This is a genomic window from Streptomyces maremycinicus (assembly GCF_001184025.1).
Classification (GTDB): domain Bacteria; phylum Actinomycetota; class Actinomycetes; order Streptomycetales; family Streptomycetaceae; genus Streptomyces; species Streptomyces maremycinicus.
This window is the reverse complement of record NZ_BBYG01000018.1, coordinates 297,002-322,332: the sequence shown is the minus strand read 5'-3', so window position 1 is coordinate 322,332 and position 25,331 is coordinate 297,002. Positions and strand designations below refer to the sequence as shown.

Annotated in this window: 21 protein-coding genes; 14 read left to right on the top strand and 7 right to left on the bottom strand. The window is 71.2% G+C overall.

Annotated features, from left to right (window positions below; genetic code table 11):
- Position 1: 1 nt before the first annotated feature.
- Positions 2-871, bottom strand: coding sequence for a Cgl0159 family (beta/alpha)8-fold protein (locus tag AOQ37_RS28640; RefSeq protein ID WP_445407662.1), 870 nt, complete (start codon positions 869-871; stop codon positions 2-4).
- A gap of 11 nt (positions 872-882) precedes the next feature.
- Positions 883-1,833, bottom strand: coding sequence for a 5-dehydro-2-deoxygluconokinase (gene iolC, locus AOQ37_RS28635; RefSeq protein ID WP_062648310.1), 951 nt, complete (start codon positions 1,831-1,833; stop codon positions 883-885).
- A gap of 187 nt (positions 1,834-2,020) precedes the next feature.
- Between iolC and AOQ37_RS28630 the strand changes: the two genes are divergently transcribed.
- The 3 genes from AOQ37_RS28630 to AOQ37_RS28620 all read left to right on the top strand — a co-directional run bounded on the left by AOQ37_RS28630 (position 2,021) and on the right by AOQ37_RS28620 (position 4,784).
- Complete coding sequence (locus tag AOQ37_RS28630; protein WP_062648308.1) at positions 2,021-2,947, top strand: sugar phosphate isomerase/epimerase family protein; 927 nt, start codon at positions 2,021-2,023, stop codon at positions 2,945-2,947.
- Positions 2,948-3,066: 119 nt separating this feature from the next.
- Positions 3,067-4,026, top strand: coding sequence for a helix-turn-helix domain-containing protein (locus AOQ37_RS28625; RefSeq protein WP_234437026.1), 960 nt, complete (start codon positions 3,067-3,069; stop codon positions 4,024-4,026).
- A gap of 557 nt (positions 4,027-4,583) precedes the next feature.
- Positions 4,584-4,784 (top strand): helix-turn-helix transcriptional regulator, encoded by a 201-nt coding sequence (locus AOQ37_RS28620; RefSeq protein ID WP_062648307.1) that lies wholly within the window; start codon positions 4,584-4,586, stop codon positions 4,782-4,784.
- Between the two features lie 87 nt (positions 4,785-4,871).
- On the opposite strand, the gene AOQ37_RS28615 is transcribed toward AOQ37_RS28620, so the two are convergent.
- Positions 4,872-5,915, bottom strand: coding sequence for a zinc-dependent alcohol dehydrogenase family protein (locus tag AOQ37_RS28615; protein ID WP_062648305.1), 1,044 nt, complete (start codon positions 5,913-5,915; stop codon positions 4,872-4,874).
- A gap of 125 nt (positions 5,916-6,040) precedes the next feature.
- Positions 6,041-8,266 carry an MMPL family transporter gene (locus AOQ37_RS28610; protein WP_062648303.1) on the bottom strand — a complete coding sequence of 742 codons (2,226 nt, stop codon included), beginning with the start codon at positions 8,264-8,266 and terminating at the stop codon, positions 6,041-6,043.
- Positions 8,267-8,407: 141 nt separating this feature from the next.
- Here AOQ37_RS28610 and AOQ37_RS28605 point away from each other — a divergent pair, with 141 nt between their 5' ends.
- The 3 genes from AOQ37_RS28605 to AOQ37_RS28595 all read left to right on the top strand — a co-directional run bounded on the left by AOQ37_RS28605 (position 8,408) and on the right by AOQ37_RS28595 (position 11,823).
- On the top strand, positions 8,408-9,079 hold the full coding sequence (locus AOQ37_RS28605; RefSeq protein WP_062648301.1) for a TetR family transcriptional regulator: 672 nt from the start codon (positions 8,408-8,410) through the stop codon (positions 9,077-9,079).
- A 154-nt stretch (positions 9,080-9,233) separates the two neighbouring features.
- Positions 9,234-9,473: a heavy-metal-associated domain-containing protein gene (locus AOQ37_RS28600; RefSeq protein ID WP_062648298.1), complete on the top strand. Its 240-nt coding sequence runs from the start codon at positions 9,234-9,236 to the stop codon at positions 9,471-9,473.
- 103 nt (positions 9,474-9,576) lie between these two features.
- Positions 9,577-11,823 (top strand): heavy metal translocating P-type ATPase, encoded by a 2,247-nt coding sequence (locus tag AOQ37_RS28595; protein ID WP_062648296.1) that lies wholly within the window; start codon positions 9,577-9,579, stop codon positions 11,821-11,823.
- A 689-nt stretch (positions 11,824-12,512) separates the two neighbouring features.
- Here the strand turns inward: AOQ37_RS28595 and AOQ37_RS28590 are convergent.
- Both AOQ37_RS28590 and recD2 read right to left on the bottom strand, forming a co-directional pair.
- A complete protein-coding gene (locus AOQ37_RS28590; RefSeq protein WP_020131734.1) occupies positions 12,513-13,811 on the bottom strand; it encodes a citrate synthase in 1,299 nt (432 codons plus the stop codon).
- Positions 13,812-14,063: 252 nt separating this feature from the next.
- Complete coding sequence (recD2, locus tag AOQ37_RS28585; RefSeq protein WP_062648294.1) at positions 14,064-16,304, bottom strand: SF1B family DNA helicase RecD2; 2,241 nt, start codon at positions 16,302-16,304, stop codon at positions 14,064-14,066.
- 209 nt (positions 16,305-16,513) lie between these two features.
- On the opposite strand from recD2, the gene AOQ37_RS28580 reads away from it, so the two are divergent.
- From AOQ37_RS28580 to AOQ37_RS28555, 6 genes are all read left to right on the top strand, one after another.
- A complete protein-coding gene (locus tag AOQ37_RS28580) occupies positions 16,514-17,584 on the top strand; it encodes a LacI family DNA-binding transcriptional regulator (protein ID WP_062648292.1) in 1,071 nt (356 codons plus the stop codon).
- Positions 17,581-19,167 (top strand): sugar ABC transporter ATP-binding protein, encoded by a 1,587-nt coding sequence (locus tag AOQ37_RS28575; protein ID WP_062648289.1) that lies wholly within the window; start codon positions 17,581-17,583, stop codon positions 19,165-19,167. The genes AOQ37_RS28580 and AOQ37_RS28575 overlap by 4 nt, the downstream gene beginning before the upstream one ends.
- Positions 19,157-21,109, top strand: coding sequence for an ABC transporter permease/substrate-binding protein (locus AOQ37_RS28570; protein ID WP_062648287.1), 1,953 nt, complete (start codon positions 19,157-19,159; stop codon positions 21,107-21,109). The genes AOQ37_RS28575 and AOQ37_RS28570 overlap by 11 nt, the downstream gene beginning before the upstream one ends.
- 228 nt (positions 21,110-21,337) lie before the next feature.
- A complete protein-coding gene (locus AOQ37_RS28565) occupies positions 21,338-22,327 on the top strand; it encodes a ribokinase (RefSeq protein ID WP_062648285.1) in 990 nt (329 codons plus the stop codon).
- Complete coding sequence (rbsD, locus tag AOQ37_RS28560; RefSeq protein ID WP_062648283.1) at positions 22,324-22,713, top strand: D-ribose pyranase; 390 nt, start codon at positions 22,324-22,326, stop codon at positions 22,711-22,713. The genes AOQ37_RS28565 and rbsD overlap by 4 nt, the downstream gene beginning before the upstream one ends.
- 424 nt (positions 22,714-23,137) lie before the next feature.
- On the top strand, positions 23,138-24,346 hold the full coding sequence (locus AOQ37_RS28555) for an esterase/lipase family protein (RefSeq protein WP_062648281.1): 1,209 nt from the start codon (positions 23,138-23,140) through the stop codon (positions 24,344-24,346).
- A gap of 48 nt (positions 24,347-24,394) precedes the next feature.
- Here AOQ37_RS28555 and AOQ37_RS28550 read toward each other — a convergent pair whose 3' ends face one another.
- Complete coding sequence (locus AOQ37_RS28550; RefSeq protein WP_062648279.1) at positions 24,395-24,667, bottom strand: GntR family transcriptional regulator; 273 nt, start codon at positions 24,665-24,667, stop codon at positions 24,395-24,397.
- Between the two features lie 161 nt (positions 24,668-24,828).
- Here AOQ37_RS28550 and AOQ37_RS28545 point away from each other — a divergent pair, with 161 nt between their 5' ends.
- Both AOQ37_RS28545 and AOQ37_RS28540 read left to right on the top strand, forming a co-directional pair.
- On the top strand, positions 24,829-25,056 hold the full coding sequence (locus AOQ37_RS28545; RefSeq protein ID WP_062648277.1) for a hypothetical protein: 228 nt from the start codon (positions 24,829-24,831) through the stop codon (positions 25,054-25,056).
- Positions 25,053-25,319 (top strand): hypothetical protein, encoded by a 267-nt coding sequence (locus AOQ37_RS28540; protein WP_062648275.1) that lies wholly within the window; start codon positions 25,053-25,055, stop codon positions 25,317-25,319. The genes AOQ37_RS28545 and AOQ37_RS28540 overlap by 4 nt, the downstream gene beginning before the upstream one ends.
- The last annotated feature ends 12 nt before the right edge of the window (positions 25,320-25,331 follow it).

Genomic DNA, 25,331 nt, shown 5'->3' with positions numbered 1-25,331 from the left:
CTCACAGCAGTCCTACGGCGGTGTCCACGGCGGCGGCGACGTCGCCGTCCGCCGGGTAGAGCAGCGAACGGCCGACCACCAGGCCCCGAACGGTGGGGAGCTGGAGCGCCCCGCGCCACTTCTCGTACGCGCCGTCCTGGTCCTCGCCGACCTCGCCGCCCAGCAGGACGGCGGGGAGCGTGGACGTCTGCATGACCTCGGCCATGTCGTCGGGGTTGTCGGTGACCGGGAGCTTCAGCCAGGTGTAGGCCGAGGTGCCGCCCAGGCCCGAGGCGATGGCGATCGACCTGGTGACGGCCTCGGCGGAGAGGTCGTTGCGCACCTTGCCGTCGGGGGTGCGGCGGCTGATGAACGGCTCGACGAAGAGGGGGAGCCGCCGGGCGGCCATGTCGTCGATGGCGCGGGCCGTCGACTCCAGGGTGGTGAGCGAGCCCGGGTCGTCGTAGTCGATGCGCACGAGCAGCTTGCCCGCGTCGAAGCCCAGCCGCTCGATGTCCTCCGGGCGGTGCCCGGTGAAGCGGTCGTCGAGCTCGAAGACGGACCCCTGGAGGCCGCCGCGGTTCAGCGAGCCCATGACGACCTTGCCGTCGAGGGCGCCGAGGAGGAGCAGGTCGTCCAGGATGTCGGCGGTCGCGAGGACGCCGTCGACGCCGGGCCGGGAGAGGGCCAGGCACAGGCGCTCGAGCAGGCCGGCCCGGTTGGCCATGGCCAGCCTGTCGCCGCCGACGCCGAGCGCGCCGCGGGCCGGGTGGTCGGCGGCGACGATCATCAGCCGGCCGGACTCGCCCACCAGCGGCCGGCGCGGGCGGCGGGCGGCCGCCTCGGCGATCGCCTCGGGCCGCTCGGTGCGCAGGCGGACGAGTTCGGAGATGTCGACGGTCGTCACAGGACGGCCCCCGCCTCGAGCGCCGCTGCCACTTCGTCCGGCGTCGGCATCGCGGAGGAGCACTCCAGCCGGGACGCGACGATGGCGCCGGCCGCGTTGGCGTGACGCATGATCTTCTCCAGATCCCAGCCCGCGAGCAGGCCGTGGCAGAGGGCGCCGCCGAAGGCGTCACCGGCCCCGAGGCCGTTCAGTACGTTCACCGGCAGCGGCGGGACCTCCGCGGACTCGCCCTTGCTGTCGACGGCGAGGACGCCCTTGGGGCCCTGCTTGACGACCGCGAGTTCGACGCCGGCGTCCAGCAGCGCCCGCGCCGCCGCCCAGGGGTCGCGCACTCCGGTGGCGACCTCCACCTCGTCGAGGTTGCCCACGGCGACGGTGGTGTGTCTGAGGGCCTCGGCGTAGAACGGACGGGCGGTGTCGGGGTCGCTCCAGAACATCGGACGCCAGTCGAGGTCGAAGACCGTGGTGCCGGCCTTGGCCCGGTGGGCCAGGGCGGCGAGGGTCGCCGTACGGCTGGGCTCCTCGCTCAGTCCGGTGCCGGTGACCCAGAAGACGCGGGTCTCGCGGACGGCGTCGAGGTCGAGGTCATGGGCGTCGATCTCCAGGTCCGGCGCCTTGGGCTGCCGGTAGAAGTACAGCGGGAAGTCGTCCGGCGGGAAGACCTCGCAGAAGGTGACGGGCGTCGGCAGCCCGGGCACCGGGGTGACCCAGCGGTCGTCGACGCCGAAGCCGCGCAGAGCCTCGTGCAGATAGGTGCCGAAGGGGTCGTCACCCGTACGGGAGATCACCGCCGTCCGGCGGCCCAGGCGGGCGGCGGCGACCGCGACGTTGGTCGCCGATCCCCCCAGGAACTTCCCGAAGGACGTGACCTGCGGGAGGGGGACGCCGGTCTGGAGCGGATACAGGTCCACCCCTATCCGCCCCATGGTGATCAGGTCGTACGCCATCGAGTTCCCTTCACATCGGTTCGTTCGTCGGCTCGGCCCCGAGGCGCCGCTCGTGGACGTCCCCGGCACACGTCCCGTATCGGCTCTCACGGCTTTGTAGCCCCGCGCGGCGGACCCTGTCAATGTTTTGTCCAGACATTCGGACCAGCTCTTGACACCCCTTCGGTGAGACAGCACGCTGACGCCCATGACGTCGTTGTCACCTCAGTCACCAGTTTCCGGTGTTTCCCGCATCCGCGTCGGATCCGCCCCCGACAGCTGGGGCGTCTGGTTCCCGGACGATCCCGCCCAGGTTCCCTGGCAGCGCTTCCTCGACGAGGTCGCGCAGTCCGGCTACGAATGGATCGAGCTCGGCCCCTACGGATACCTGCCGACCGATCCGGTACTCCTCACCGAGGAGACGTCGAAGCGTGGCCTGAAGGTGTCGGCGGGCACGGTCTTCACCGGCCTGCACCACGGCGAGGCCGTCTGGGAGAAGACCTGGGCGCATGTCGCGGACAACGCGGTGCTCGCCCAGGCGATGGGCGCGAAGCATCTGGTCGTCATCCCGTCCTTCTGGCGGGACGACAAGAGCGGGGAGGTCCTGGAGCCGGACACCCTCACCCCCGAGCAGTGGCGCAACCTCACCTCGCTGACCGAGCGGCTCGGCAAGGAGGTGCGGGAGCGGTACGGCCTGCGGATCGTCGTCCACCCGCACGCCGACACCCACATCGACAGCGAGGAGAACGTGGTCCGCTTCCTGGACGGCACCGACTCCGACCTGGTGTCGCTGTGCCTGGACACCGGGCACTACGCGTACTGCGGCGGCGACAGCGTCAAGCTGATCGAGACCTACGGGGAGCGGATCGGGTACCTGCACCTCAAGCAGGTCGACCCGGAGATCCTGGCGGACGTGCGGGCCGAACAGGTGCCGTTCGGGCCGGCCGTCGCGCGGGGCGTGATGTGTGAGCCGCCGACCGGTGTGCCCGCGCTGGGCCCGGTGCTGGAGGCCGCGCGGAAGCTGGATGTCGACCTGTTCGCGATCGTCGAGCAGGACATGTATCCGTGCGAGCCGGACGCTCCGCTGCCCATCGCGCAACGTACGCGGGCGTTCCTGAGGTCGTGCGGGGCGTAGACGCGCCCCGCCGGGGTGTCCCGTTCCGTGTCCGCGCGTGTGCGGATCGTGTGTGGCTCGTCGCGCGGTTCCCCGCGCCCCTTAACGGCGTCGCCCCCGCCGTAGCACCATGAGTGCCCATGACTGGGAGTGCCGTACGCACCCGATCCGGTGAAGGACCCGGTGGCTCCTGGGAGTTCGCCGCGGCTCGGCCCCATCCGCGGCTGCGGCCCGGGGTGCTGGGCTATCGCGGGATCCGGCTCGCCCTGGCGCGGCCCCGGCGGCGGCTCGAGACGCCCATCGGGGCCTCGACCCTGCTGCTGGGGTTCGAGCAGCCGGTGCGGATCTCGCGGGCGGGGCGGACGCCGGACACGCTGGTGTCCGTGTACTGCGGGCCCACGACCACGCCCGCCGTCGGGGAGCACGGCGGACGGTTCTCGGGCATCGAGGTGCTCATGGCGCCGTGGGCCGCCTTCACCCTCTTCGGCACGCCCCAGCACGAGCTCGTCAACCGCACGCTCGACCCCGACGAGCTGCCGCACTCCCTGGGGTCACCCCTCGGTGAACTCGCCGCCGCGCTGGCCGCGTTGCCCGGGTGGGCGGACCGGTTCGGGCTGCTCGACGATGCCCTCACCCGGTGGCGGGAGGCCGGAACGCCCGGTTCGGAGCGGGTGGAACGGGCCTGGGCGCTGCTGGTGCGGACGGGCGGCGCGATACCGGTACCCCGGCTGGCCGCGGAGGTCGGCTGGAGCGTACGGCACCTGGAGAACCGGTTCCGTGAACAGATCGGCCTCGGCCCCAAGGCGGCGGCCCGCGTGCTGCGGCTCCAGCGGGCCCGTCGGCTGCTGGCCGAGGGACGGAGCGCGGCGGAGACCGCGGCCTTGTGCGGCTTCTACGACCAGGCGCATCTCAGCGGCGAGTTCAAGGCGATGACGGGGTGCACGCCGAGGGAGTTCGCGCAGGCCAGGCGCCTTCGGGCGCAGATCCCGTCGGCGGCGGACCGGCTGAGCGGGGAGGCGACCAGCCTGGTCCTGCCGTCCCGCCCGGAGGCATGGTCCGGACCGGGTGCGCATTTTTCCAAGACCCACCGCATTGGCTGAATACAGGCTGGGGTTCTGCCCGGTCGGCCCGGCGATTTCCGGCCACCAAGGCTGATCCGGGTGCTTCGGTCGCCTTGATCGTCCCGATCATCCTGATCGTCCTGGTCGTCCTGGTCGTTCCGGGGGATGGCGGGGAGCGGGAACGGGCCGGACCCGTCGCAGCGGGTCCGGCCCGCCTCCTGTCGGCGGCCCCGGAGCGGCCGTATCGGAGAGGCCGTATCGGAGAGGCCGTATCGGAGAGGCCGTATCGGAGAGGCCGTATCGGAGAGGCCGTATCGGAGAGGCCGTATCGGAGAGGCCGTAGGGGCGCGTTTGTCAACGCGCCCCTCCCGACGGCCCCGCACACTCCTTTGCTGCACCTGTGTCACAAACTCCCCTTTTCTGTCACGCATGTCGCGTGTACGCGGGTCCTGTGTCACGTGCGGTCAACAGCCGATTCCGCACGGTCACCGGGTGTCGTTCACGGGGCACAGGCTTGGTGATCGCCAGCGCAGCGCCGGGCTCCCCCGGGCGGCCTCCCGGCCGCCGACCCCCGCGCGCGCAGGGAGGTGCAGCTCATGACCGACCGAAGGCTCTGGTCCTACAAGGAGATCGCGGCGCACATCAAGGTGCAGCCGGACACCGTACGGTCCTACCGCAAACACGGGCTGCTGCCCCAGCCCGACCACGTCGAGGGCGGCAAGCCCTACTGGTACGTCGACACCGTGCGGGCCTGGGTCGCCTCCCGACCGGGCAACCGCGGTCGGGCTCTGGACTGACGTCCCCCTGAGGAAATCCAGCTGTGCCCCGCGGACACGTGGGGCACAGTGCTGCGGGTGAACTTCTCCTTGGGGAGCGGGACGACTTCAGGTCCATGGGGTGATGACCGTCACGCCCGCGCCCGGTGCGGCGCCCAGGGCGGACAGGGCGGCCGGGGTCTCGTCCAGCGTGATCGTCGACGTCACCAGCAGGTCGGGGCGCAGCACGCCCGTGCGGACCAGCTCCAGCATCTGCGGATAGGTGTGCGCGGCCATGCCGTGGCTGCCCAGGATCTCCAGTTCCAGGCCGATGGCGCGGGCCAGCGGGACGGGGGTCGTGCCGTCAGCCGAGGGGAGCAGGCCCACCTGGACGTGCCGGCCCCGGCGGCGCAGGCCGTTCACCGAGGCGGCGCAGGTGGCGGGGGACCCGAGCGCGTCGAGGGAGAGGTGGGCGCCGCCCCCGGTCAGCTCACGGACCGCCCCCGCGGTGTCCGGCACACCCCGGGCGTCCAGGCACCGGGCCGCACCGAACTGCCGCGCCAGGTCCAGGGCCTTCGGGGAGACGTCCACCGCGACCACCCGTGCCCCGCTCGCCGCCGCGATCATCACCGCCGAGAGACCCACTCCTCCGCAGCCGTGCACCGCCACCCACTCCCCCGCCGCGACCCGGCCCTGCTGCACCACCGCGCGGAACGCGGTCGCGAACCGGCAGCCGAGGGAGGCCGCGGTGGCGTACGACAGGTCGTCGGGGATCGCGACCAGGTTCACGTCGGCGTGGTCCAGGGCGACGTACTGGGCGAAGGAGCCCCAGTGCGTGAAGCCGGGCTGGGTCTGCCGCTCGCACACCTGGTGGTCGCCCGCGGCGCAGGACGGACAGCTTCCGCAACCGCACACGAAGGGGACGGTGACCCGGTCGCCCGCCCGCCACCCGGTGACCTGGGCCCCGACCTCCTGTACGACACCGGCGAGTTCATGGCCGGGCACATGCGGCAGGGCGATGTCCGGGTCGTGGCCCATCCAGCCGTGCCAGTCGCTGCGGCACAGGCCGGTGGCCTCGACGCGCACGGTCACCCCGTGCGGGGCCGGTCGGGGGTCGGCCAGCTCCCGCACCTCGGCCGGCTCCCCGTACCGCTCGAACACCACGGCCCGCATACCCACTCCGTTCGTCGTCCAGGGTCGACCTCCAGGGGCACCCCGGAGATCTCCCCGAAGGCTAGACGGGACGGCCGGAGGGGACAGTCCCGGCCGGAGGGCCGGCCGGGGGGCCGGCCGGGGGGTCAGGCGGGCGTGGACACCTTGTCCCGCTTCTCCTCCTCCGCCGTCGGTGTCCCCGGCGCGGACTCGCCCTCGCTCAGGCCGAACCGCTGGTGGAACCTGCGCAGCGGCGCCGGGGCCCACCAGGTGGCCCTGCCGGTGAGCCGCATGATGGCCGGTACCAGGAGGCTGCGCACCACCATCGCGTCCATCAGGACCGCCAGGGCGATGCCCAGGCCGAGCATCTTGGTGTTGGTGACGCGCGAGGTGCCGATCGCGACCATCACCACCGCCAGGATGACCGCCGCCGCGGTGATCAGGCCGCCGGTGCGGCGTAGGCCCAGGGCGACCGCGCCCTCGTGGTCGCCGGTGCGGTCGTACTCCTCCTTGATGCGGGAGAGCAGGAACACGCCGTAGTCCATCGAGAGGCCGAAGGCCACGCAGAACATCAGGACCGGCAGGGTGGTCTCGATGGATCCGGGGCTGGTGAACCCGAGCAGGCCGGAGAGGTGGCCGTCCTGGAAGACCCAGACCACCGCGCCGAACATCGCCGTCAGGCTGAGCGCGTTGAGCAGCACAGCCTGGAGCGGGATCAGCACACTGCCGGTCAACAGGAAGACCAGGAGGAGGGTGACGACGGCTATGAAGGCCGCCGCCCACGGCAGCTGGGCGCCTATCGCGTGCTTGGAGTCGACCAGGACGGCCGCCGTGCCGGTCACCGCGGTCTCGAAGGGAGCGGGTGTCGCGCGCAGCTCGCCCACCAGGTCCTGGGCCGCGTCGTCGACGGCCTCGCCCTCGGGCAGCACCGTGAAGTACGCCGAGTCGCCGTTCACCAGCGGGCCGTCCACCCGGGCCACTTCCGCCAGCGCGGCCACGCGCTCCTTGTAGGCGGCGTACTGGGCCGGGGTCGCCCTGCCCTCGGCGAGGACTTCGAGGCCACCGCCGGGACTGCCCGGGAAGCCGTCCCTGATGTGCTGCTGCACGACGTGCGATTCGGCCGAGGAGGGCAGCTGGCGGTCGTCCGCCGTACCGAACCTCACACCGAGGAAGGGCAGTCCGAGCAGGACGAGGACGGCCGTGGTGGCCAGGGCGAAGAAGGGGGCGCGCCGCATGACCAGGTCGGCCGTGCGGGCCCACACCCTGCCGCCCTCCTCGTCGGCTGCCGCAGCGGGCCGGCCCCGGCGGAACAGGCGGCGCAGATCGAGGGAGTTGACCCGGTCGCCGAGCAGGATCAGCGCCGCCGGGAGCAGGATCAGGGCGGCCGCTGCGGCCAGCAGGACCACGGCCATGCCGGCGTAGGCGAAGGAACGCAGGAAGTACTGCGGGAAGAGGAGCATCGCGGCCAGGGAGACCGCGACGGTGAGCGCGGAGAACAGGACCGTGCGGCCGGCCGTGCGCAGGGTGGTGCCGATGGCCGTCGACGGGTCCGCGCCGGCCGCGAGTTCCTCGCGGAAGCGGCGGACGATGAACAGGGCGTAGTCGATGGCGAGGCCCAGGCCCAGGGCCGTGGTGAGGTTCATCGCGAAGATGGAGACGTCGGTGAACCGCGTGAGGCCGCTGAGGACGGCGTTGGTGCCGAGGATCGCGACGATGCCGATGCCGAGCGGCAGCAGGGCGGCGACGGCGCTGCCGAAGACCATCACCAGCAGTACCAGCGTGATCGGCAGGGCGATGATCTCGGCGCGGGTCAGGTCCTCCTGGATGATGGTCTGCATCTCGTGCCGCACGGCGACACCGCCGCCGATCTTCACCTCCACCGGCCCGTGTGTGCCGCGCAGGGCGGGGGCGATGCGGTCGAGGGTCTCCCCCATCGTCTTCTCGTCGCCCGTGATGCGGGCGGCTATCAGCGCCTCGTGGCCGTCCTTCGCGCGCAGGGCGGACGCCCCCGCCGCGTCGGCCTGCCAGTAGGAGCCGACGCCCACGACGCCCTTCTCTGCGGCCAGGCTCGCGGTGAGCCGGTTCGCCTCGGCGACGACCGCCGGGGCGTCCACGGATGCCTCGCCCGCGTCGACCAGCAGCAGGACGTTGGGCTGGGAACCGGGGAACTCACGCTCCAGGGCCTTGGTCGCGTACGTGGACTGCGCGGCCGGATCCTCCCAGCCGCCGCTGCCCAGCCGCTCGGCGACGCCGCTGCCGGCCAGCACCGCGAGCACGGTCAGTACCAGCGCCGCGAGCAGCGAAAGACCGGGCCGGGCGGTCACGAAGCGGGTCCAGCCTCCGGGGCGGGGTGGGCTGTTGACTTCGGTCATCGTGCGGTGTCCCCTTCACCCTGCAAGCAGTCGTGAAAACCGTAAAATGGCTAACACGAGACATCGCTCGCGTTTCTGATCCCAGAATGCGAGCGACCACTCGCGTTTGTCAATCCTGTTCGGGAAAGCTGGGGAAAACGCGTGGCCGAGAGCCAGGAGAAGGAACAGCCGCGCCGCCGCCAGGCGCGCGGCGAACGGCGCATCGCGCAGCTGCTCGAGGCCGCGGCCAGCGTCTTCTGCACGACCGGCTACACCGCCGCCAGCACCAACGCCATCGCCCGCGAGGCCGGCGTCTCACCGGGCACGCTGTACCAGTTCTTCCCGAACAAGGAAGCGATCGCGATCGAGCTGGGCGACCGCCTGATGCACGAGATGCGCGACACCTTCGGCGAGGCCCTCGCCCCGGTCGACCCCGCGACCCCGCTGGAGGAGGCCGTCGGCGCGGCCGTGGACCGGTTCATCGCCTTCAACTGCGACCATCCGGTGTTCTTCGCCCTGATGCACGGGCCCGACATCCCCGGCCACATGGCCGAGGAGCACGACGCGCTGCACGCCACGCTGCTCGCCCGCATCGAGGGCCTGCTGTCCTCCCTGCTGCCGGACGCGCGACCGGTCGACCTCGGCCGCACCGCCCACATGTGCCTGGGCCTGTACAAGGCGGGGCTGGAGCTGGTCCTGGCCCACGAGGGCGCCGAGCGCGACGCGTACGTGCGGGAGCTGAAGAACGTACTGATCCGCTATCTGGAGCCGCTGGCGGCCGGCCGGCCCGGGCCCGCCCGGGACAGCGGCGCCGAGGCCACCGGGGTCCGGTAGTCCGGGTACCCGCCCCTTCGGCCGGAAGCGTCCGATCCCCGTTCCGCGCGGCGGGTCGGTTTCTTTGATTCATACCCCCTAGGGGTATAGTCTCGATGGACGGGAGACCTCTCACGGCCCCGTCCGCCCCACCTGCCTCCACGAGGAGAACGACATGACCGCTCAAACCGACACCCCGGGCTCCGTCACCACCGTCTACAAGGTGAGCGGCATGAGCTGCGGGCACTGCGAGGGCGCCGTCTCCGGCGAGCTCTCCGAGCTCCCGGGCGTCACCTCGGTGAAGGCCGTCGCCTCGACCGGCGAGGTCACGGTCGTCTCCACCACCGCGCTCGACGAGGAGGCCGTGCGCGCCGCCGTCGACGAGGCGGGCTTCGAGCTGGCCGGCCGGGCCTGAGCCACCCGCACACCCCTTCTCGACACCCCACTCCACCCACCGGGCCGTGCCGACCAGCTGATACTGGTTCCGTACGGCCCGGTCCGCTTCCTGGAGCACGGACATGACCAGCACCACCACGGAAACACCGATAGCCGAACCGCCCACCCCGACCGCCGAGGTCGAACTGCTCATCGGCGGGATGACCTGCGCCTCCTGCGCCGCCCGCGTCGAGAAGAAGCTCAACCGCATGGACGGCGTCACCGCGACGGTCAACTACGCGACGGAGCGGGCCAAGGTCAGCTACCCGGCCGGGACCGGGGTCGCCGATCTGATCGCGACCGTGGTGAAGACCGGGTACACGGCCGAGGAACCCGTGCCCGTGGCGGAGCCGTCCCGGGAGGACACCACCCCCGCGGACCCCGAGCTCGCGGACCTGCGCCACCGGCTCCTGGTCTCCGTCCTGCTCGCCGCGCCCGTGGTCCTGCTCGCGATGGTCCCCTCGCTCCAGTTCGACAACTGGCAGTGGCTCTCGCTGACGCTCGCCGCGCCCGTGGTCGTCTGGGGCGGCGGCCCGCTGCACCGGGCCGCCTGGACCAACCTGCGGCACGGCGCGGCCACCATGGACACGCTGGTCTCGGTCGGCACCCTGGCCGCGCTCGGCTGGTCCCTGTGGGCGCTGTTCTTCGGTGACGCGGGCATGCCCGGCATGCGGCACCCCTTCGAGCTGACCGTCTCCCGCACGGACGGCGCCTCCACGATCTATCTGGAGGTCGCCGCCGGCGTCACCGCCTTCATCCTGCTCGGCCGCTACCTGGAGGCGCGCTCGAAGCGGCGCGCGGGAGCGGCGCTGCGGGCCCTCATGGAGCTGGGCGCGAAGGACGTGGCCGTGCTGCGGGACGGCAAGGAGGTGCGGATCCCGGTCGACCTGCTGGCGGTCGGCGACCGGTTCGTCGTACGGCCCGGGGAGAAGATCGCCACCGACGGGACGGTCGTGGAGGGCACCTCCGCCGTGGACGCCTCGATGCTGACCGGCGAGTCGGTCCCGGTGGACGTCGGGCCCGGTGACGCGGTCACGGGCGCGACCGTGAACGCCGGTGGCCGGCTGGTCGTCGAGGCCGGCCGGATCGGCGCGGACACCCGCCTCGCGCGCATGGCGCAACTGGTCGAGGCGGCACAGACCGGCAAGGCCGAGGTGCAGCGGCTGGCCGACCGGATCTCCGGGGTCTTCGTGCCGGCCGTACTGCTGATCGCGCTCGCCACCTTCGGCGGCTGGCTCGGCGCGACCGGTGACACGACCGCCGCGTTCACGGCGGCCGTCGCGGTCCTGATCATCGCCTGTCCGTGCGCGCTCGGGCTCGCCACGCCGACCGCGCTCATGGTCGGCACGGGGCGCGGCGCGCAGCTCGGCATCCTCATCAAGGGTCCCGAGGTCCTGGAGTCCACGCGCCGCGTCGACACCGTCGTCCTGGACAAGACCGGCACCGTCACCACCGGCCGGATGACCCTTCAGGACGTGTATGTCGCCGACGGCACCGACGAGCGGCGGTTGCTGCGGCTCGCGGGCGCCCTGGAGCACGCCTCCGAACACCCGGTCGCCCGGGCGGTGGCGGCGGGCGCCGAGGACAGGGCCGGGGAACTGCCGGCGGCCGAGCGGTTCGAGAACGTGCCCGGGCGTGGGGTACGCGGACGCGTGGAGGGCCACGAGGTGGCCGTGGGGCGCCTCTTCGAGACGGTTCCGGACGACGTGGCCCGCGCCAAGGCGCAGGCCGAGCGAGACGGCCGTACGGCGGTCGTCGTGGGGTGGGACGGCGTGGCGCGCGGGGTGCTCGCGGTCGCGGACGCGGTCAAGGAGACCAGCGCCGAGGCCGTGCGGGAGCTGCGGGCGCTGGGCCTCACCCCGGTACTGCTGACCGGGGACAACCGGGCGGTCGCGGACGCGGTCGCGGAGGCGGTCGGGATCGAACGGGTGATCGCCGAGGTGCTGCCCGAGGACAAGGTCGACGTCGTCCGGCGGCTCCAGGCGGAGGGACGGGTCGTGGCCATGGTCGGGGACGGCGTCAACGACGCGGCCGCGCTCGCCACCGCCGATCTGGGGCTGGCCATGGGGACCGGCACGGACGCGGCGATCGAGGCGAGCGATCTGACGCTGGTGCGGGGGGATCTGCGGGTGGCGGCGGACGCCATCCGGCTGTCCCGGCGGACCCTGACGACGATCAAGGGCAACCTGGTGTGGGCCTTCGGCTACAACGTGGCCGCGTTGCCGCTGGCGGCGGCCGGACTGCTGAACCCGATGATCGCGGGCGCCGCGATGGCCTTCTCGTCGGTGTTCGTGGTGACGAACAGCCTCAGGCTGCGCGCCTTCAAGTAATACCGCCGAGTAGGTCGTTGCCGATCAGGGAGACCCCTGGAGTCCTGCGCGAGCCTCACATAAGCTCTTCACAAGGCTCGCGCATCATCCTTACGCTTGGGCCTCGATCGCCGTATCCGGTCTCTTGCGCATCTAACGGACATATGCAAGAGACACAGATCACAGTGATGTGAACGTAACCATCGAAGGGGCTCGACGGTCTAAGTTGACGATGTCAGGAAGCGTCTTGGGGGGCGTGACCTGATATCTGAGGATGTCTTGGGGGACTTCCTCAGAGATGCGTTGCCGGGGCACGTACACCGGGAAGCTTTGAGCGGCCCTCCCAGCGTGCGCTGTCCCGGCAGATCGCACAGCGGCGGCGGGACGAGTTCTGCTCGTTCTGCCCAACCGCAGGCACGACAACCGAAGATGGTCACCAACAGCGAATTCAGGCGCTGTCCTCACAACGCCCGGCCGGATCCCGTGGGGGGAATCCGCACCGGGACATGGGAAGGCGCCCTGGTCGTCGGCCCGTGGGGGGACCGGCGCCGGGGCGCCTTCCGTATGCCCCGCGCAGATGACGCCGGACCTCCCGGCCGCGCCGCCGCCGCGCACCGCACACACCACTGCCCGGGACAGCGGTCCCGGGCAGTCAGGAAAAGCACCGGTGACGGGACGCCCTCGCACGGCGGCGTCCCTGCCGGCAGGGGTCAGCGCTCCTCGACGGGGACGAAGTCGCGCTCGACGACGCCCGTGTAGATCTGGCGCGGGCGGCCGATGCGGGAGCCGGGCTCCTTGATCATCTCGTGCCACTGGGCGATCCAGCCCGGGAGGCGGCCCAGGGCGAACAGGACCGTGAACATCTCGGTCGGGAAGCCCATGGCCCGGTAGATGAGGCCGGTGTAGAAGTCGACGTTGGGGTAGAGGTTGCGCGAGACGAAGTAGTCGTCGGAGAGCGCGTGCTCCTCCAGCTTCAGCGCGATGTCCAGCAGCTCGTCGGACTTGCCGAGGGCCGAGAGGACGTCGTGCGCCGCCGCCTTGATGATCTTCGCGCGCGGGTCGAAGGACTTGTACACCCGGTGGCCGAAGCCCATCAGGCGGACGCCGTCCTCCTTGTTCTTCACCTTGCGGATGAAGGAGTCGACGTCGCCGCCGTTGGCCTGGATGCCCTCGAGCATCTCCAGCACCGACTGGTTGGCGCCACCGTGCAGCGGGCCCCACAGGGCGGAGATGCCGGCCGAGATCGAGGCGAACATGTTCGCCTGCGAGGAGCCGACCAGGCGGACGGTGGAGGTCGAGCAGTTCTGCTCGTGGTCCGCGTGCAGGATCAGCAGCTTGTCGAGGGCGGAGACGACGACCGGGTCGAGCTCGTACTCCTGCGCCGGCACCGAGAACGTCATGCGCAGGAAGTTCTCGACGTAGCCGAGGTCGTTGCGCGGGTAGACGAACGGGTGGCCGATCGACTTCTTGTAGGCGTACGCCGCGATCGTCGGAAGCTTGGCGAGCAGCCGGATCGTCGAGAGGTTGCGCTGCTTCTCGTCGAACGGGTTGTGGCTGTCCTGGTAGAACGTGGACAGCGCGGAGACCACCGACGACAGCATGGCCATCGGGTGGGCGTCACGCGGGAAGCCGCGGTAGAAGTTCTTGACGTCCTCGTGCAGCAGCGTGTGCTGGGTGATGTCGCTCTTGAAGACGGACAGCTCGTCCACGGTCGGCAGTTCGCCGTTGATCAGCAGGTAGGCGACCTCGAGGAAGGTCGACCGCTCGGCCAGCTGCTCGATCGGGTACCCGCGGTACCGGAGGATGCCCTGCTCGCCGTCAAGGTAGGTGATGGCGGATTTATAGGCGGCGGTGTTGCCGTAGCCGCTGTCCAGGGTCACCAGACCGGTCTGGGCGCGAAGCTTCCCGATGTCGAAGCCCTTGTCGCCGACGGTGCTGTCGATCACCGGGTAGGTGTACTCGCCATCGCCGAACCGCAGTACTACAGCGTTGTTGGTGTGCTCGCTCACGTCATCCCTCACCGACGTTGTGCCTCTTCTTCGAGGTTGCCCTGACTGTCTCTACCATCCCCCATTTGGCGCACGAGAGTGCACTCGGGGTCGACCATTGGGCTTATCGGCGGCACTCAGTGCCGCCAACCAGCTCATCCTGCCGCCTTCGTCACGCTGGGGGAAGTGCTCTGTGACCTTCACGACTCATTTGATCGATCATTTTTCGGGACGGGGTTGCCGATACCCCACCGATCCCGAGGTGACCGACCGTCAGCGGCCCGCCAGGCGGAAGTCCAGAGCCGTGCAGCGGCGGCCCGCCGAGACCGTGCGCACCGCCTGAGCTATCGCCTTGCGGGAGCCGACGAGGACGACCAGCTTCTTGGCGCGGGTCACGGCCGTGTACAGGAGGTTCCGCTGAAGCATCATCCATGCTCCGGTCGTGACGGGGATCACCACCGCGGGATATTCACTCCCCTGTGAACGGTGGATGGTCACCGCGTACGCGTGGGCCAGTTCGTCCAGTTCGTCGAACTCGTACGGAACCTCCTCGTCCTCGTCGGTCAGCACCGTGAGCCGCTGGTCGACCGGATCGAGCGAGGTCACCACGCCCACGGTGCCGTTGAAGACACCGTTCTTCCCCTTGTCGTAATTGTTGCGGATCTGGGTGACCTTGTCGCCGACGCGGAACACCCGGCCGCCGAACCGCTTCTCGGGCACGTCGGGGCGGCCGGGGGTGACGGCCTGCTGGAGCAGCCCGTTGAGGGCGCCGGCGCCGGCCGGGCCGCGATGCATGGGCGCGAGCACCTGCACGTCCCGGCGCGGATCGAGGCCGAACTTCGCCGGAATGCGCCGGGCCGCCACGTCCACCGTGAGACGGCCCGCCTCCTCCGTGTCGTCCTCGACGAAGAGGAAGAAGTCCTTCATGCCGTCGGTGACCGGGTGCCGTCCGGCGTTGATCCGGTGCGCGTTGGTCACCACACCCGACTGCTGGGCCTGGCGGAACACGCGCGTGAGGCGCACCGCGGGCACCGGACCGCCGTCGGCCAGCAGATCGCGCAGCACCTCGCCCGCGCCGACGCTCGGCAACTGGTCGACATCGCCCACGAAGAGCAGGTGGGCGCCCGGGGGTACGGCCTTGACCAGCTTGTTGGCGAGGAGCAGGTCCAGCATCGACGCCTCGTCGACCACCACCAGGTCCGCGTCCAGCGGGCGGTCCCGGTCGTAGGCCGCGTCGCCGCCGGGCTTGAGCTCCAGCAGCCGGTGCACGGTGGACGCCTCGGCTCCGGTCAGCTCGGCCAGGCGCTTGGCGGCGCGGCCGGTGGGCGCGGCCAGCACCACCTTGGCCTTCCGGGCGCGGGCCAGTTCCACGATCGAGCGGACCGTGAAGGACTTGCCGCAGCCGGGGCCGCCGGTGAGCACCGCGACCTTCTCGGTCAGCGCGAGCCGGACGGCCGCCTCCTGCTCGGGCGCGAGCTCGGCCCGCGTACGGGACCTCAGCCAGGCCAGCGCCTTGTCCCAGGCCACGTCACGGAAGGCCGGCATCCGGTCCTCGTCGGTGCGCAGCAGGCGCAGCAGCTGTGCGGAGAGGGAGAGTTCGGCGCGGTGGAAGGGCACCAGATAGACGGCGGTGACGGGCTCGCCGCCGTCGGCCGCCGGGACCTTCTCCCGTACGACTCCGGGCTCCTCACCCTCCTCCGGCGGCGCCGCCAGCGCGGCGAGGCACTCGATGACCAGGCCGGTGTCCACCTGGAGCAGCTTCACCGCGTCGGCGATCAGCCGCTCCTCGGGGAGGTAGCAGTGGCCCTGGTCGGTGGCCTGGGACAGCGCGTACTGGAGGCCGGCCTTGACCCGCTCCGGACTGTCGTGCGGGATGCCGACCGACCGGGCGATCTTGTCGGCGGTGAGGAAACCGATGCCCCAGACGTCGGCGGCGAGCCGGTAGGGCTGGTTCTTCACGACGGCGATGGAGGCGTCGCCGTACTTCTTGTAGATGCGCACCGCGATGGAGGTGGACACCTCGACGGTCTGGAGGAAGAGCATGACCTCTTTGATCGCCTTCTGTTCCTCCCAGGCGTCGGCGATCTTCCTCGTGCGTTTCGGACCGAGCCCGGGGACCTCGACGAGCCGCTTCGGCTCCTCCTCGATGATCTTCAGGGTGTCCATGCCGAAGTGCTGGGTGATGCGGTCGGCGAAGACCGGGCCGATGCCCTTGACCAGCCCTGAGCCGAGGTAGCGGCGGATGCCCTGGACCGTGGCGGGCAGCACGGTCGTGTAGTTCTCGACCGTGAACTGCTTGCCGTACTGCGGGTGGGAGCCCCAGCGGCCCTCCATCCGCAGGGACTCGCCGACCTGGGCACCGAGCAGCGCCCCGACGACCGTGAGGAGGTCGCCGCCGCCTCTGCCGGTGTCGACGCGGGCGACCGTGTAGCCGTTCTCCTCGTTCGCGTACGTGATGCGCTCGAGCACGCCTTCCAGCGTGGCCGTACGCCGCTCTCCCGCCTGTTCGGTCATGATCCGACGTTACCGCCCGCCACCGACAGTCCCCGGGGGACGACCGTCGGTCGTCCCCCGGCCGCCGTTCATCACGATCCGGTCTCGGGATGCGGTCAGGGGCTTGCCCCGCACCCGTGTAATCGATTCCAATCCTCCGTACACGCCGATGTAATCGATTCCATGACATCGGCGTCCATGAACCGAGTCCACAAGGAGGTGGGGCGGCGATGGCGAGCATCAAGGACGTCGCGGCCGAGGCGGGGGTCTCCGTCGCCACGGTGTCGCGCGTCCTGAACGACCATCCGTCGGTCAGCGAGGACGCACGCACGCGTGTGCTGGCCGCCGTCGAAGCGCTGGGCTACCGCCCGAACGCCGTCGCCCGGTCGCTGCGCACCGACCAGACCCGCACCCTCGGCCTGGTCATCAGCGACGTGCTCAACCCGTACTTCACCGAACTGGCCCGCTCCGTCGAGGAGGAGGCCCGCGCGCTCGGCTACAGCGTCATCATCGGCAACGCCGACGAACGGCCCGACCTCCAGGACCACCACGTCCGGACGCTGCTGGACCGGCGGATCGACGGCCTGCTCGTCTCCCCCACCGACGGCGGCTCGCCGCTGATCCTCGACGCCGCGCGCGCGGGGACCCCGATGGTGTTCGTCGACCGGTGGATCCCGGGCGTCGACGTGCCGGTGGTGCGGTCGGACGGCCGCGCGGCCGTGCGGGACCTCGTCGCGCATCTGCACGGGCTGGGGCACCGCAGGCTCGCCATCATCGCGGGCCCCGCCGCCACCACCACCGGCAGCGAGCGCGTCGAGGCCTTCCGTGCCGCCATGGCCGAGTACGGGCTCCCCCTCCCGGACGCCTACACGGGCCAGGGCGACTTCCAGGCCGAGAGCGGCAGGCGGGTCACCGAGGGCTTCCTCGACCTGCCCGAGCCACCCGAGGTCGTGTTCGCCGCCGACAACCTCATGGCCCTGGGCGCCCTGGACGCCGTACGCGCGCGTGGACTGCGGGTTCCGCGGGACATCGCGCTGGCCGCGTTCGACGACATCCGCTGGTTCGTGCACACCGACCCGCCGATCACCGCGATCGCCCAGCCGACGGGTGAGCTGGGACGGGCCGCCGTACGGGCGCTGGTCGACCGCATCGAGGGGCGGCCCCCGCAGTCCGTCACCCTCCCGGCCCGGCTCGTCGTCCGCCGTTCGTGCGGTGAGCCGGCCCCGCAAGAGCCGCCCGCTCCCGAGGAGTTCCCCGCCTCTCAGGAGCCGTCCCCCGAAACGAACAGGAGCCAGACGTGAGCAACGCGGACGAGTTGCTGCGCATCGAGGGCATTCGCAAGACCTTCCCCGGCGTGGTCGCGCTCGACAGCGTCGACTTCGACCTGCGCCGGGGCGAGGTGCATGTGCTGCTCGGTGAGAACGGCGCGGGCAAGAGCACCCTCATCAAGATGCTCTCCGGCGCCTACCGGCCCGACGCCGGGCGGATCCTGGCCGGCGGCGAGGAGGTGCGCATCCACGGCGCACAGGACTCCGAGCGCCTCGGGATCGCCACCATCTACCAGGAGTTCAACCTCGTCCCCGATCTCACGGTCGCCGAGAACATCTTCCTGGGCCGGCAGCCGCGTCGCTTCGGGATGATCGACCGGAAGCGGATGGAGACCGAGGCCGCCGCCCTGCTGGAGCGGGTGGGAGTGAACGTCTCGCCCCGCACGCGCGTGCGTGAACTCGGCATCGCGCGCCTTCAGATGGTCGAGATCGCCAAGGCGCTCAGCCTGGACGCGCGCGTGCTGATCATGGACGAGCCGACCGCCGTGCTGACCTCCGAGGAGGTCGAGAAGCTCTTCGCCATCGTGCGCAGGCTGCGCGAGGACGGCGTCGGCATCGTCTTCATCACGCACCACCTGGAGGAGATCGCCGCCCTCGGCGACCGGGTCACGGTCATCCGGGACGGCCGGAGCGTCGGGCAGGTCCCGGCCGCCACGCCCGAGGACGAACTGGTGCGGCTCATGGTGGGCCGGTCCATCGAGCAGCAGTACCCCAGGGAACGCGCCGAGACGGGCGCCGCGCTGCTGTCGGTCGAGGGGCTCGGCCGGGACGGCGTCTTCCACGACGTCAGCTTCGAGGTGCGCGCCGGTGAGGTCGTCGGTGTCGCCGGGCTGGTCGGCGCCGGCCGTACCGAGGTCGTACGGGCGGTCTTCGGGGCGGACCCGTACGACCGCGGAGCCGTCCGGGTCGGCGGCGCGCACCTTCCCCGGCACGACGTGAACGCCGCGATGGCGGCCGGGATCGGGCTCGTGCCCGAGGACCGCAAGGGCCAGGGGCTGGTGCTCGACCAGTCGGTCGAGGAGAACCTCGGGCTCGTCACCATGCGGGCCGCGACCCGTGGCGGGCTGGTGGACCTGAAGGGCCAGCACGAGTCGGCGGCACGGATCGCCGCGCAACTGGGTGTGCGGATGGCGGGCCTCGGCCAGCAGGTGCGCACGCTCTCCGGCGGCAACCAGCAGAAGGTCGTCATCGGCAAGTGGCTGCTGGCCGACACCAAGGTGCTGATCCTCGACGAACCGACGCGCGGCATCGACGTCGGCGCGAAGGTCGAGATCTACCAGCTCATCAACGAGCTGACGGCCGCCGGGGCCGCCGTCCTGATGATCTCCAGCGATCTGCCCGAGGTGCTCGGCATGAGCGACCGGGTGCTGGTGATGGCCCAGGGCAGGATCGCCGGCGAGCTGTCCGCGGACGAGGCGACCCAGGACTCCGTCATGGCCCTCGCCGTCAGCACCACCCCGCACGACGCACACGACGCACACGACGCACACGACTCGAACGACCCGAACAACCAGAACGACTCGAACGAAGAACTGGAGGCCGGCCGTGGCCGCTGAGACGCTCAAGAGCGGGACGGGCGCCGGTGGCGCCGCGGCGGTCCGCCGTCTGCTCCTCGACAACGGCGCGCTGACCGCGCTGATCGTCCTCGTCATCGCCATGTCGGCGCTGTCGGGTGACTTCCTGACCACGGACAACCTGCTCAACGTGGGTGTCCAGGCGGCCGTGACCGCGATTCTCGCCTTCGGCGTGACCTTCGTGATCGTCTCGGCGGGCATCGACCTGTCGGTCGGCTCGGTGGCGGCCCTGTCGGCCACCGTGCTGGCCTGGAGCGCCACCCAGCACGGCGTGCCGGTCGTCCTCGCGGTGGTCCTGGCCGTCGCGACCGGTATCGCGGCCGGACTGGTGAACGGTTTCCTCATCGCCTACGGCAAGCTGCCGCCGTTCATCGCGACCCTCGCGATGCTGTCGGTGGCGCGCGGGCTGTCGCTGGTGATCTCCGAGGGTTCGCCGATCGCCTTCCCCGACTCGGTGTCCCACCTCGGTGACACGCTCGGCGGCTGGCTGCCGGTGCCGGTGCTCGTGATGATCGTGATGGGGCTGATCGCGGCGTTCGTGCTCGGCCGGACCTACATCGGCCGTTCGATGTACGCCATCGGCGGCAACGAGGAGGCGGCCCGCCTCTCCGGTCTGCGGGTGAGGAAGCAGAAGCTCGCGATCTACGCGCTGTCCGGTGTGTTCGCGGCCGCGGCGGGCATCGTGCTCGCCTCCCGGCTGTCCTCCGCGCAGCCGCAGGCCGCCGACGGCTACGAGCTGGACGCGATCGCCGCGGTCGTCATCGGCGGTGCCTCCCTCGCCGGCGGTACCGGCAAGGCCTCGGGCACCCTCATCGGCGCGCTGATCCTGGCGGTGCTGCGCAACGGTCTGAACCTGCTGTCGGTCTCCGCCTTCTGGCAGCAGGTCGTCATCGGTGTCGTCATCGCGCTGGCGGTGCTGCTCGACACGGTGCGCCGCAAGGCGGGGGCGACCCCGATGACGGCCGGGACGGGCAGCGGCGGCGGCAAGGGCCGGCAGGCCGCGACGTACGGTCTCGCGGCCGTGGTCACCGTCGCGATCGTCGGCGCGACCTCCTTCCTGCACGGCGGGAACGGGGCGAGCACGAACCCGAAGGTCGGCCTGGCGCTGTCCACGCTCAACAACCCGTTCTTCGTGCAGATCCAGTCGGGCGCCAAGGCCGAGGCGAAGAAGCTGGGCGTGGACCTCACGGTCACCGACGCCCAGAACGACGCCTCGCAGCAGGCCAACCAGCTCCAGAACTTCACCAGTTCCGGCCTCGACTCGATCATCGTCAACCCGGTGGACTCGGACGCGGCGAGCAACTCGGTGAAGGCCGCCGACAAGGCGAAGATCCCGGTGATCGCGGTCGACCGGGGTGTCAACAAGGCCACGGTGGACGCGCTGGTCGCCTCCGACAACGTGGCCGGTGGCGAACTGGCGGCCAGGACGGTCGCCGAGAAGCTGGGCGGCACCGGCAAGATCGTGATCCTCCAGGGCCAGGCGGGCACCTCCGCGGCGCGCGAGCGGGCGGAAGGTTTCGCCAAGGGTCTGAAGGCCTACCCCGGCATCCAGGTGCTGGCCCAGCAGCCGGCCGACTTCGACCGCACCAAGGGTCTCGACGTGATGTCGAACCTGCTCCAGGCGCACCCGGACGTCCAGGGCGTCATCGCCGCCAACGACGAGATGGCGCTCGGCGCGATCAAGGCGCTGGGTTCCAAGGCCGGCAAGTCCGTCCAGGTCGTGGGCTTCGACGGCACCCCGGACGGACTGGCGGCCGTCAAGAACGGCACGCTGTACGCGTCCGTGGCGCAGCAGCCGTCCCAGCTGGGCAGGATCGCGGTGGACAACGCGCTGAAGGCGCTTCAGGGCAAGAAGGTCGAGGAGACGGTGAAGGTGCCGGTGAAGGTGGTCACGAAGGAGAACGTGGCCGGGTTCAGCGGCTGACGTGCGGTCGACGGGCGGACGGTCGCCGGGGGAACACCTCCGGGACGGTCCGCCCCGAGCCGCGTATCAGGCACGGAACAGGGCCACGGATCAGGGTCACGGATCAGGGCCTGCGTCGGGGCACGCATGAGGCCTGGTGGTCAGGCCCTGTGGTCAGGCCCCGCGCCAGCCAGGTCATGTACCAGGGCCCCGTATCAGGTCAGGGTCACGTATCAGGGGAGTCACTTCATGTACGACTACGACCTTCTGGTCGTAGGGTCGGCCAACGCCGACCTGGTGATCGACGTCGAGCGCCGGCCGGCCGCGGGGGAGACGGTGCTCGGTTCCGACCTGGCCGTCCACCCCGGCGGCAAGGGCGCGAACCAGGCCGTCGCGGCCGCCCGGCTCGGGGCCCGCACGGCCCTGCTGGCCCGGGTCGGCGACGACGCGCACGGCCGGCTGCTGCTCGACTCGCAGCGGGCGGCCGGGGTCGACACGGCGGGTGTCCTGGTGGGCGGGGCGCCGACCGGCGTCGCGCTGATCACCGTGGACCCGTCGGGCGACAACAGCATCGTGGTGTCACCGGGGGCGAACGGGCGGCTGACCCCGGCGGACGTCCTCGCGGCCGACGGCCTCCTGCGCGCCTCCCGGGTGGTGTCGGCGCAGCTGGAGATCCCGCTGGAGACGGTCGTGGAGGTGGTGCGGAACCTGGCGCCGGGCAGCCGCTTCGTCCTGAACCCGTCACCGCCGCGCCCGTTGCCCGACGAGGTGCTGGCGGCCTGCGACCCGCTGATCGTCAACGAGCACGAGGCGAAGGTGATCCTCGGCGGGACGGACGGGAGCGAGGAACCCGAGGACTGGGCACGGGCCCTGCTCGCGAAGGGGCCGAGGTCGGTGGTCGTGACGCTCGGTTCGCAAGGCGCGCTGGTGGCTTCGGCGGAGGGCGTCTCCCGGGTGCCGTCCGTGCAGGTCGCGGCGGTGGACACGACGGGTGCGGGCGACTCCTTCACGGCGGCGCTCGCCTGGCGGCTGGGCACGGGTTCGTCCCTGGCCGAGGCGGCGGCGTACGCGGCGCGGGTCGGGGCGGCGGCGGTGACCCGGCGGGGTGCGCAGGAGTCCTTCCCGACGGCCGCCGAGGTCGAGGCCCTGTGCGGCGCCGCCCCGAAGGACGGCCCGCGAACCCCCGGCCGAGGGCCGGACGGCGTGCCCGAGGCCGCCCCGCGAGGTGACGCCCGGTGAAGAAGGCAGGGATCCTCAACCGTCATCTGTCCGGCGCGCTGGCCGAGTTGGGGCACGGGGACGGGGTGCTGGTGTGCGACGCCGGGATGCCCATACCGGACGGGCCCCGGGTGGTCGACCTCGCGTTCCTGGCGGGGGTGCCGTCGTTCGCGGAGGTGGTCGACGGGCTGCTCGCCGAGCTGGTCGTGGAGGGCGCCACGGCGGCGACGGAGGTGCGGGAGGCGAATCCGGCGGCGGCCGGGCTGCTGGACGGGCACTTCCCCGGGCTGGCCCTGGTCCCGCACGAGGAGCTGAAGAGGCTGTCCGCGGGAGCGCGGCTGGTCGTGCGCACGGGGGAGGCACGGCCGTACGCGAACGTACTGCTGCGGTGCGGGGTGTTCTTCTGAGGTCGTCGACCCGACTCCGCCCGCCCGGCGGAAAAGCTTCGAGGGGGCCCGGTCCGTCGACCGGGCCCCCTCGGCTTTTCCCCTCCGTACCAGAACCCCCGCGATCCCCCCGGATCCCCCTCCAGAAGCCCTGATGCCCTGTACGACAGGCCGAGTCGCGAAAGGGTTGTACGGCTTCCGGGAGATTTTCCGACCGCCCGTTCGACGCGCCCGCCGAAGCGGCGGCGAGGCATGCGCCAGGCGAACGGCGGAGCGAACGGCGGAGCGAACGAATCAGGCCAGCGGCACATGCCAGGCGCATCAAACACCGCGCGGGCGCATTGCATCACTTGTAATGAACCGCGCAGGTCAAACGGGTGACGGGGGAAGATCGGCCCCCATGATGTGGTCGTTCCCCGCCCCCTCTCCCCCAAGGAGTACGACCATGTCGGAGACAGCCGAGCCCAACGTCGGCACGTTCACCCTCGGCGCCTCACCGGCCCTCGGGACCACCGTCCGGGCAGACATTCCCGAGTACCAGGAATGGCCCCTGCCGAACGGCTTCGCCTGGGTGTTCCCGGGCGAGGGCAACAGCAGCGGCCTCCGCCGTCCCGTGATCCTGGCCGACGGTTTCAACCTCGGCCGGAGCGAGCTCGACAAGCTCTACCTGGGCCTGGAGACCGGCGACTTCCCGTTCGTCAGCGAGCTGCGCCGGCGCGGCCGGGACGTGATCCTGCTCGGCTTCGAGGAACGCAGCGCGTCCATCCTGGACAACGCGGAGACGGCCATGGCCGCCATCATGCGGACCATCGCCGAGCAGGTCGGCGACACCCGGCTGGTCGTCGGCGGGTTCAGCATGGGCGGCATCGTCACCCGCTACGCGCTGGCCAAGTTCGAGAGGCAGCGCATGGACCACCGGACCGGGCTGTACTTCTCCTACGACAGCCCGCACCGCGGGGCCTCCATCCCGGTCGGCGTGCAGGCGTTCTCGTACTTCATCCCGTTCCCGAACGACTTCGCGCGGCAGATGAACAGCCCGGCGGCGCGTCAGATGCTCTGGCGGCACTACGACAAGGACACCGGGAAGATCGGGGTCGCCCCGGAGCGCACCGAGTTCCTGGCCGCGCTGGAACGGGTCGGCGGCTGGCCGCAGATCCCGCTCAAGATCGGCGTCGCCAACGGCCGTGCCGACGGGATCGGCCTGCCCGAGGTGAAGCCCGGTGAGGTCGCGCTGCGCGTCGACCGGATCTACCCCGGCACCACGTTCTACACGCAGGCCCAGGGCGACGACGTGACGGTCGCGTACCTCAACCGACGCCTCCCGCAGGCCGACAAGACCATCACCACCAGCGGCTTCCCCGAGCTGGACGGCGCGCCGGGCGGCACCCTGCACACCTACAAGATCCTCGCCGACACGCTGCGCAAGCTCGGCGGCACGGTGGATCTGCGACACGAGGACGTGTGCTTCGTACCGTCGGTGAGCGCGGTCGCCGTCCGTGACGTCGAGACCCAGAACGACCTGTACGTGAACATCGACGGACTGCCGCCGGAGGAGAGCGAGTTGGACCACTTCCTCTGTTCGACGTCGACGACGCCGCACACCGGGATCACCGAGGAGCTGTGCGCCTGGCTGATGGATCGGCTGCCGGACTGATCCCCCGAGGGGGCCGGGCCCGCGGGCCCGGCCCCCTCTCCCACACGACTAGGCAGAGGGCTCGGGTGCCTCCGGCAGCGGGTCGGCCACGAACCATCCGCGTTGCGGAACGGCGTATACCCAGCGCTCGTCGGCCAGCAGGCCGAGCCCGCGCCGCACGGTCGTGCGGGCGATCCCGTAACGCTGTACGAGCTGAGCTTCGCTCGGCAGCATCCGCCCGGGCGGCCAGTCGCCGCGTCGGATCTGCGCACGCAGGATCTCGGCCAACTGCCGGTACGGCGTCAGCGGCGCTCCGTGGTCGATCTCAGCGTCAGGATTCATGAAGACGACGCTAGGCAACTGGAGCCTTAGGCACTCTTTGAGATACGTCTCGCGACGAAGCGATACAAGGCGATACTATGGGAGCCGCCCTATGAGAACGCCCCGGCGGGAAGGGTGAGAGCTTCCTGCCGGGGCTGAGCCGACTGAACTGGAGTCGACCTGTGCGCAGCCTACTGGCCGCGGTCCTGAGCCTCTTCCTGCCTCCTCGCGGAGCGCACCGCGCCCCCGGCGTCCCGGTGTTCCCGACCGCTCACCCGTACCTCCCCGCCCGCCGACCACGTCGGACGTCCCCCGCGGACGTGATCCTCGCCGACGGCCTGCCCCTGGTCAGGCCGTACCTCACCGTGTGGGAACGCGAGCGGGACGCCCTCGCGGAGGTCGCCGCGTGAGCGCGCGACGGTTCCGCAGTGTCGGTGTCGACCCCGCCACCGGCAAGGAGGCTTTCGTGCTCGCGCGACCTGGCGGCATCCTCGAGGAACTCGCCGACGCGCACGCTCTGAAGGCCGCCGCCGTCCTGGTGACGGTCGTCGGTGCCGTGTTGGAGGCCGAGAGATCGTCCGACGCCGAACTCGCCGCCTTCGTACCGGCCCTGCACGCGGCACTCGAGGAATGCGTCGGCATCATGGCGGCGGACCGAGAGCGCACGGCATAGGGCGCGGCCACA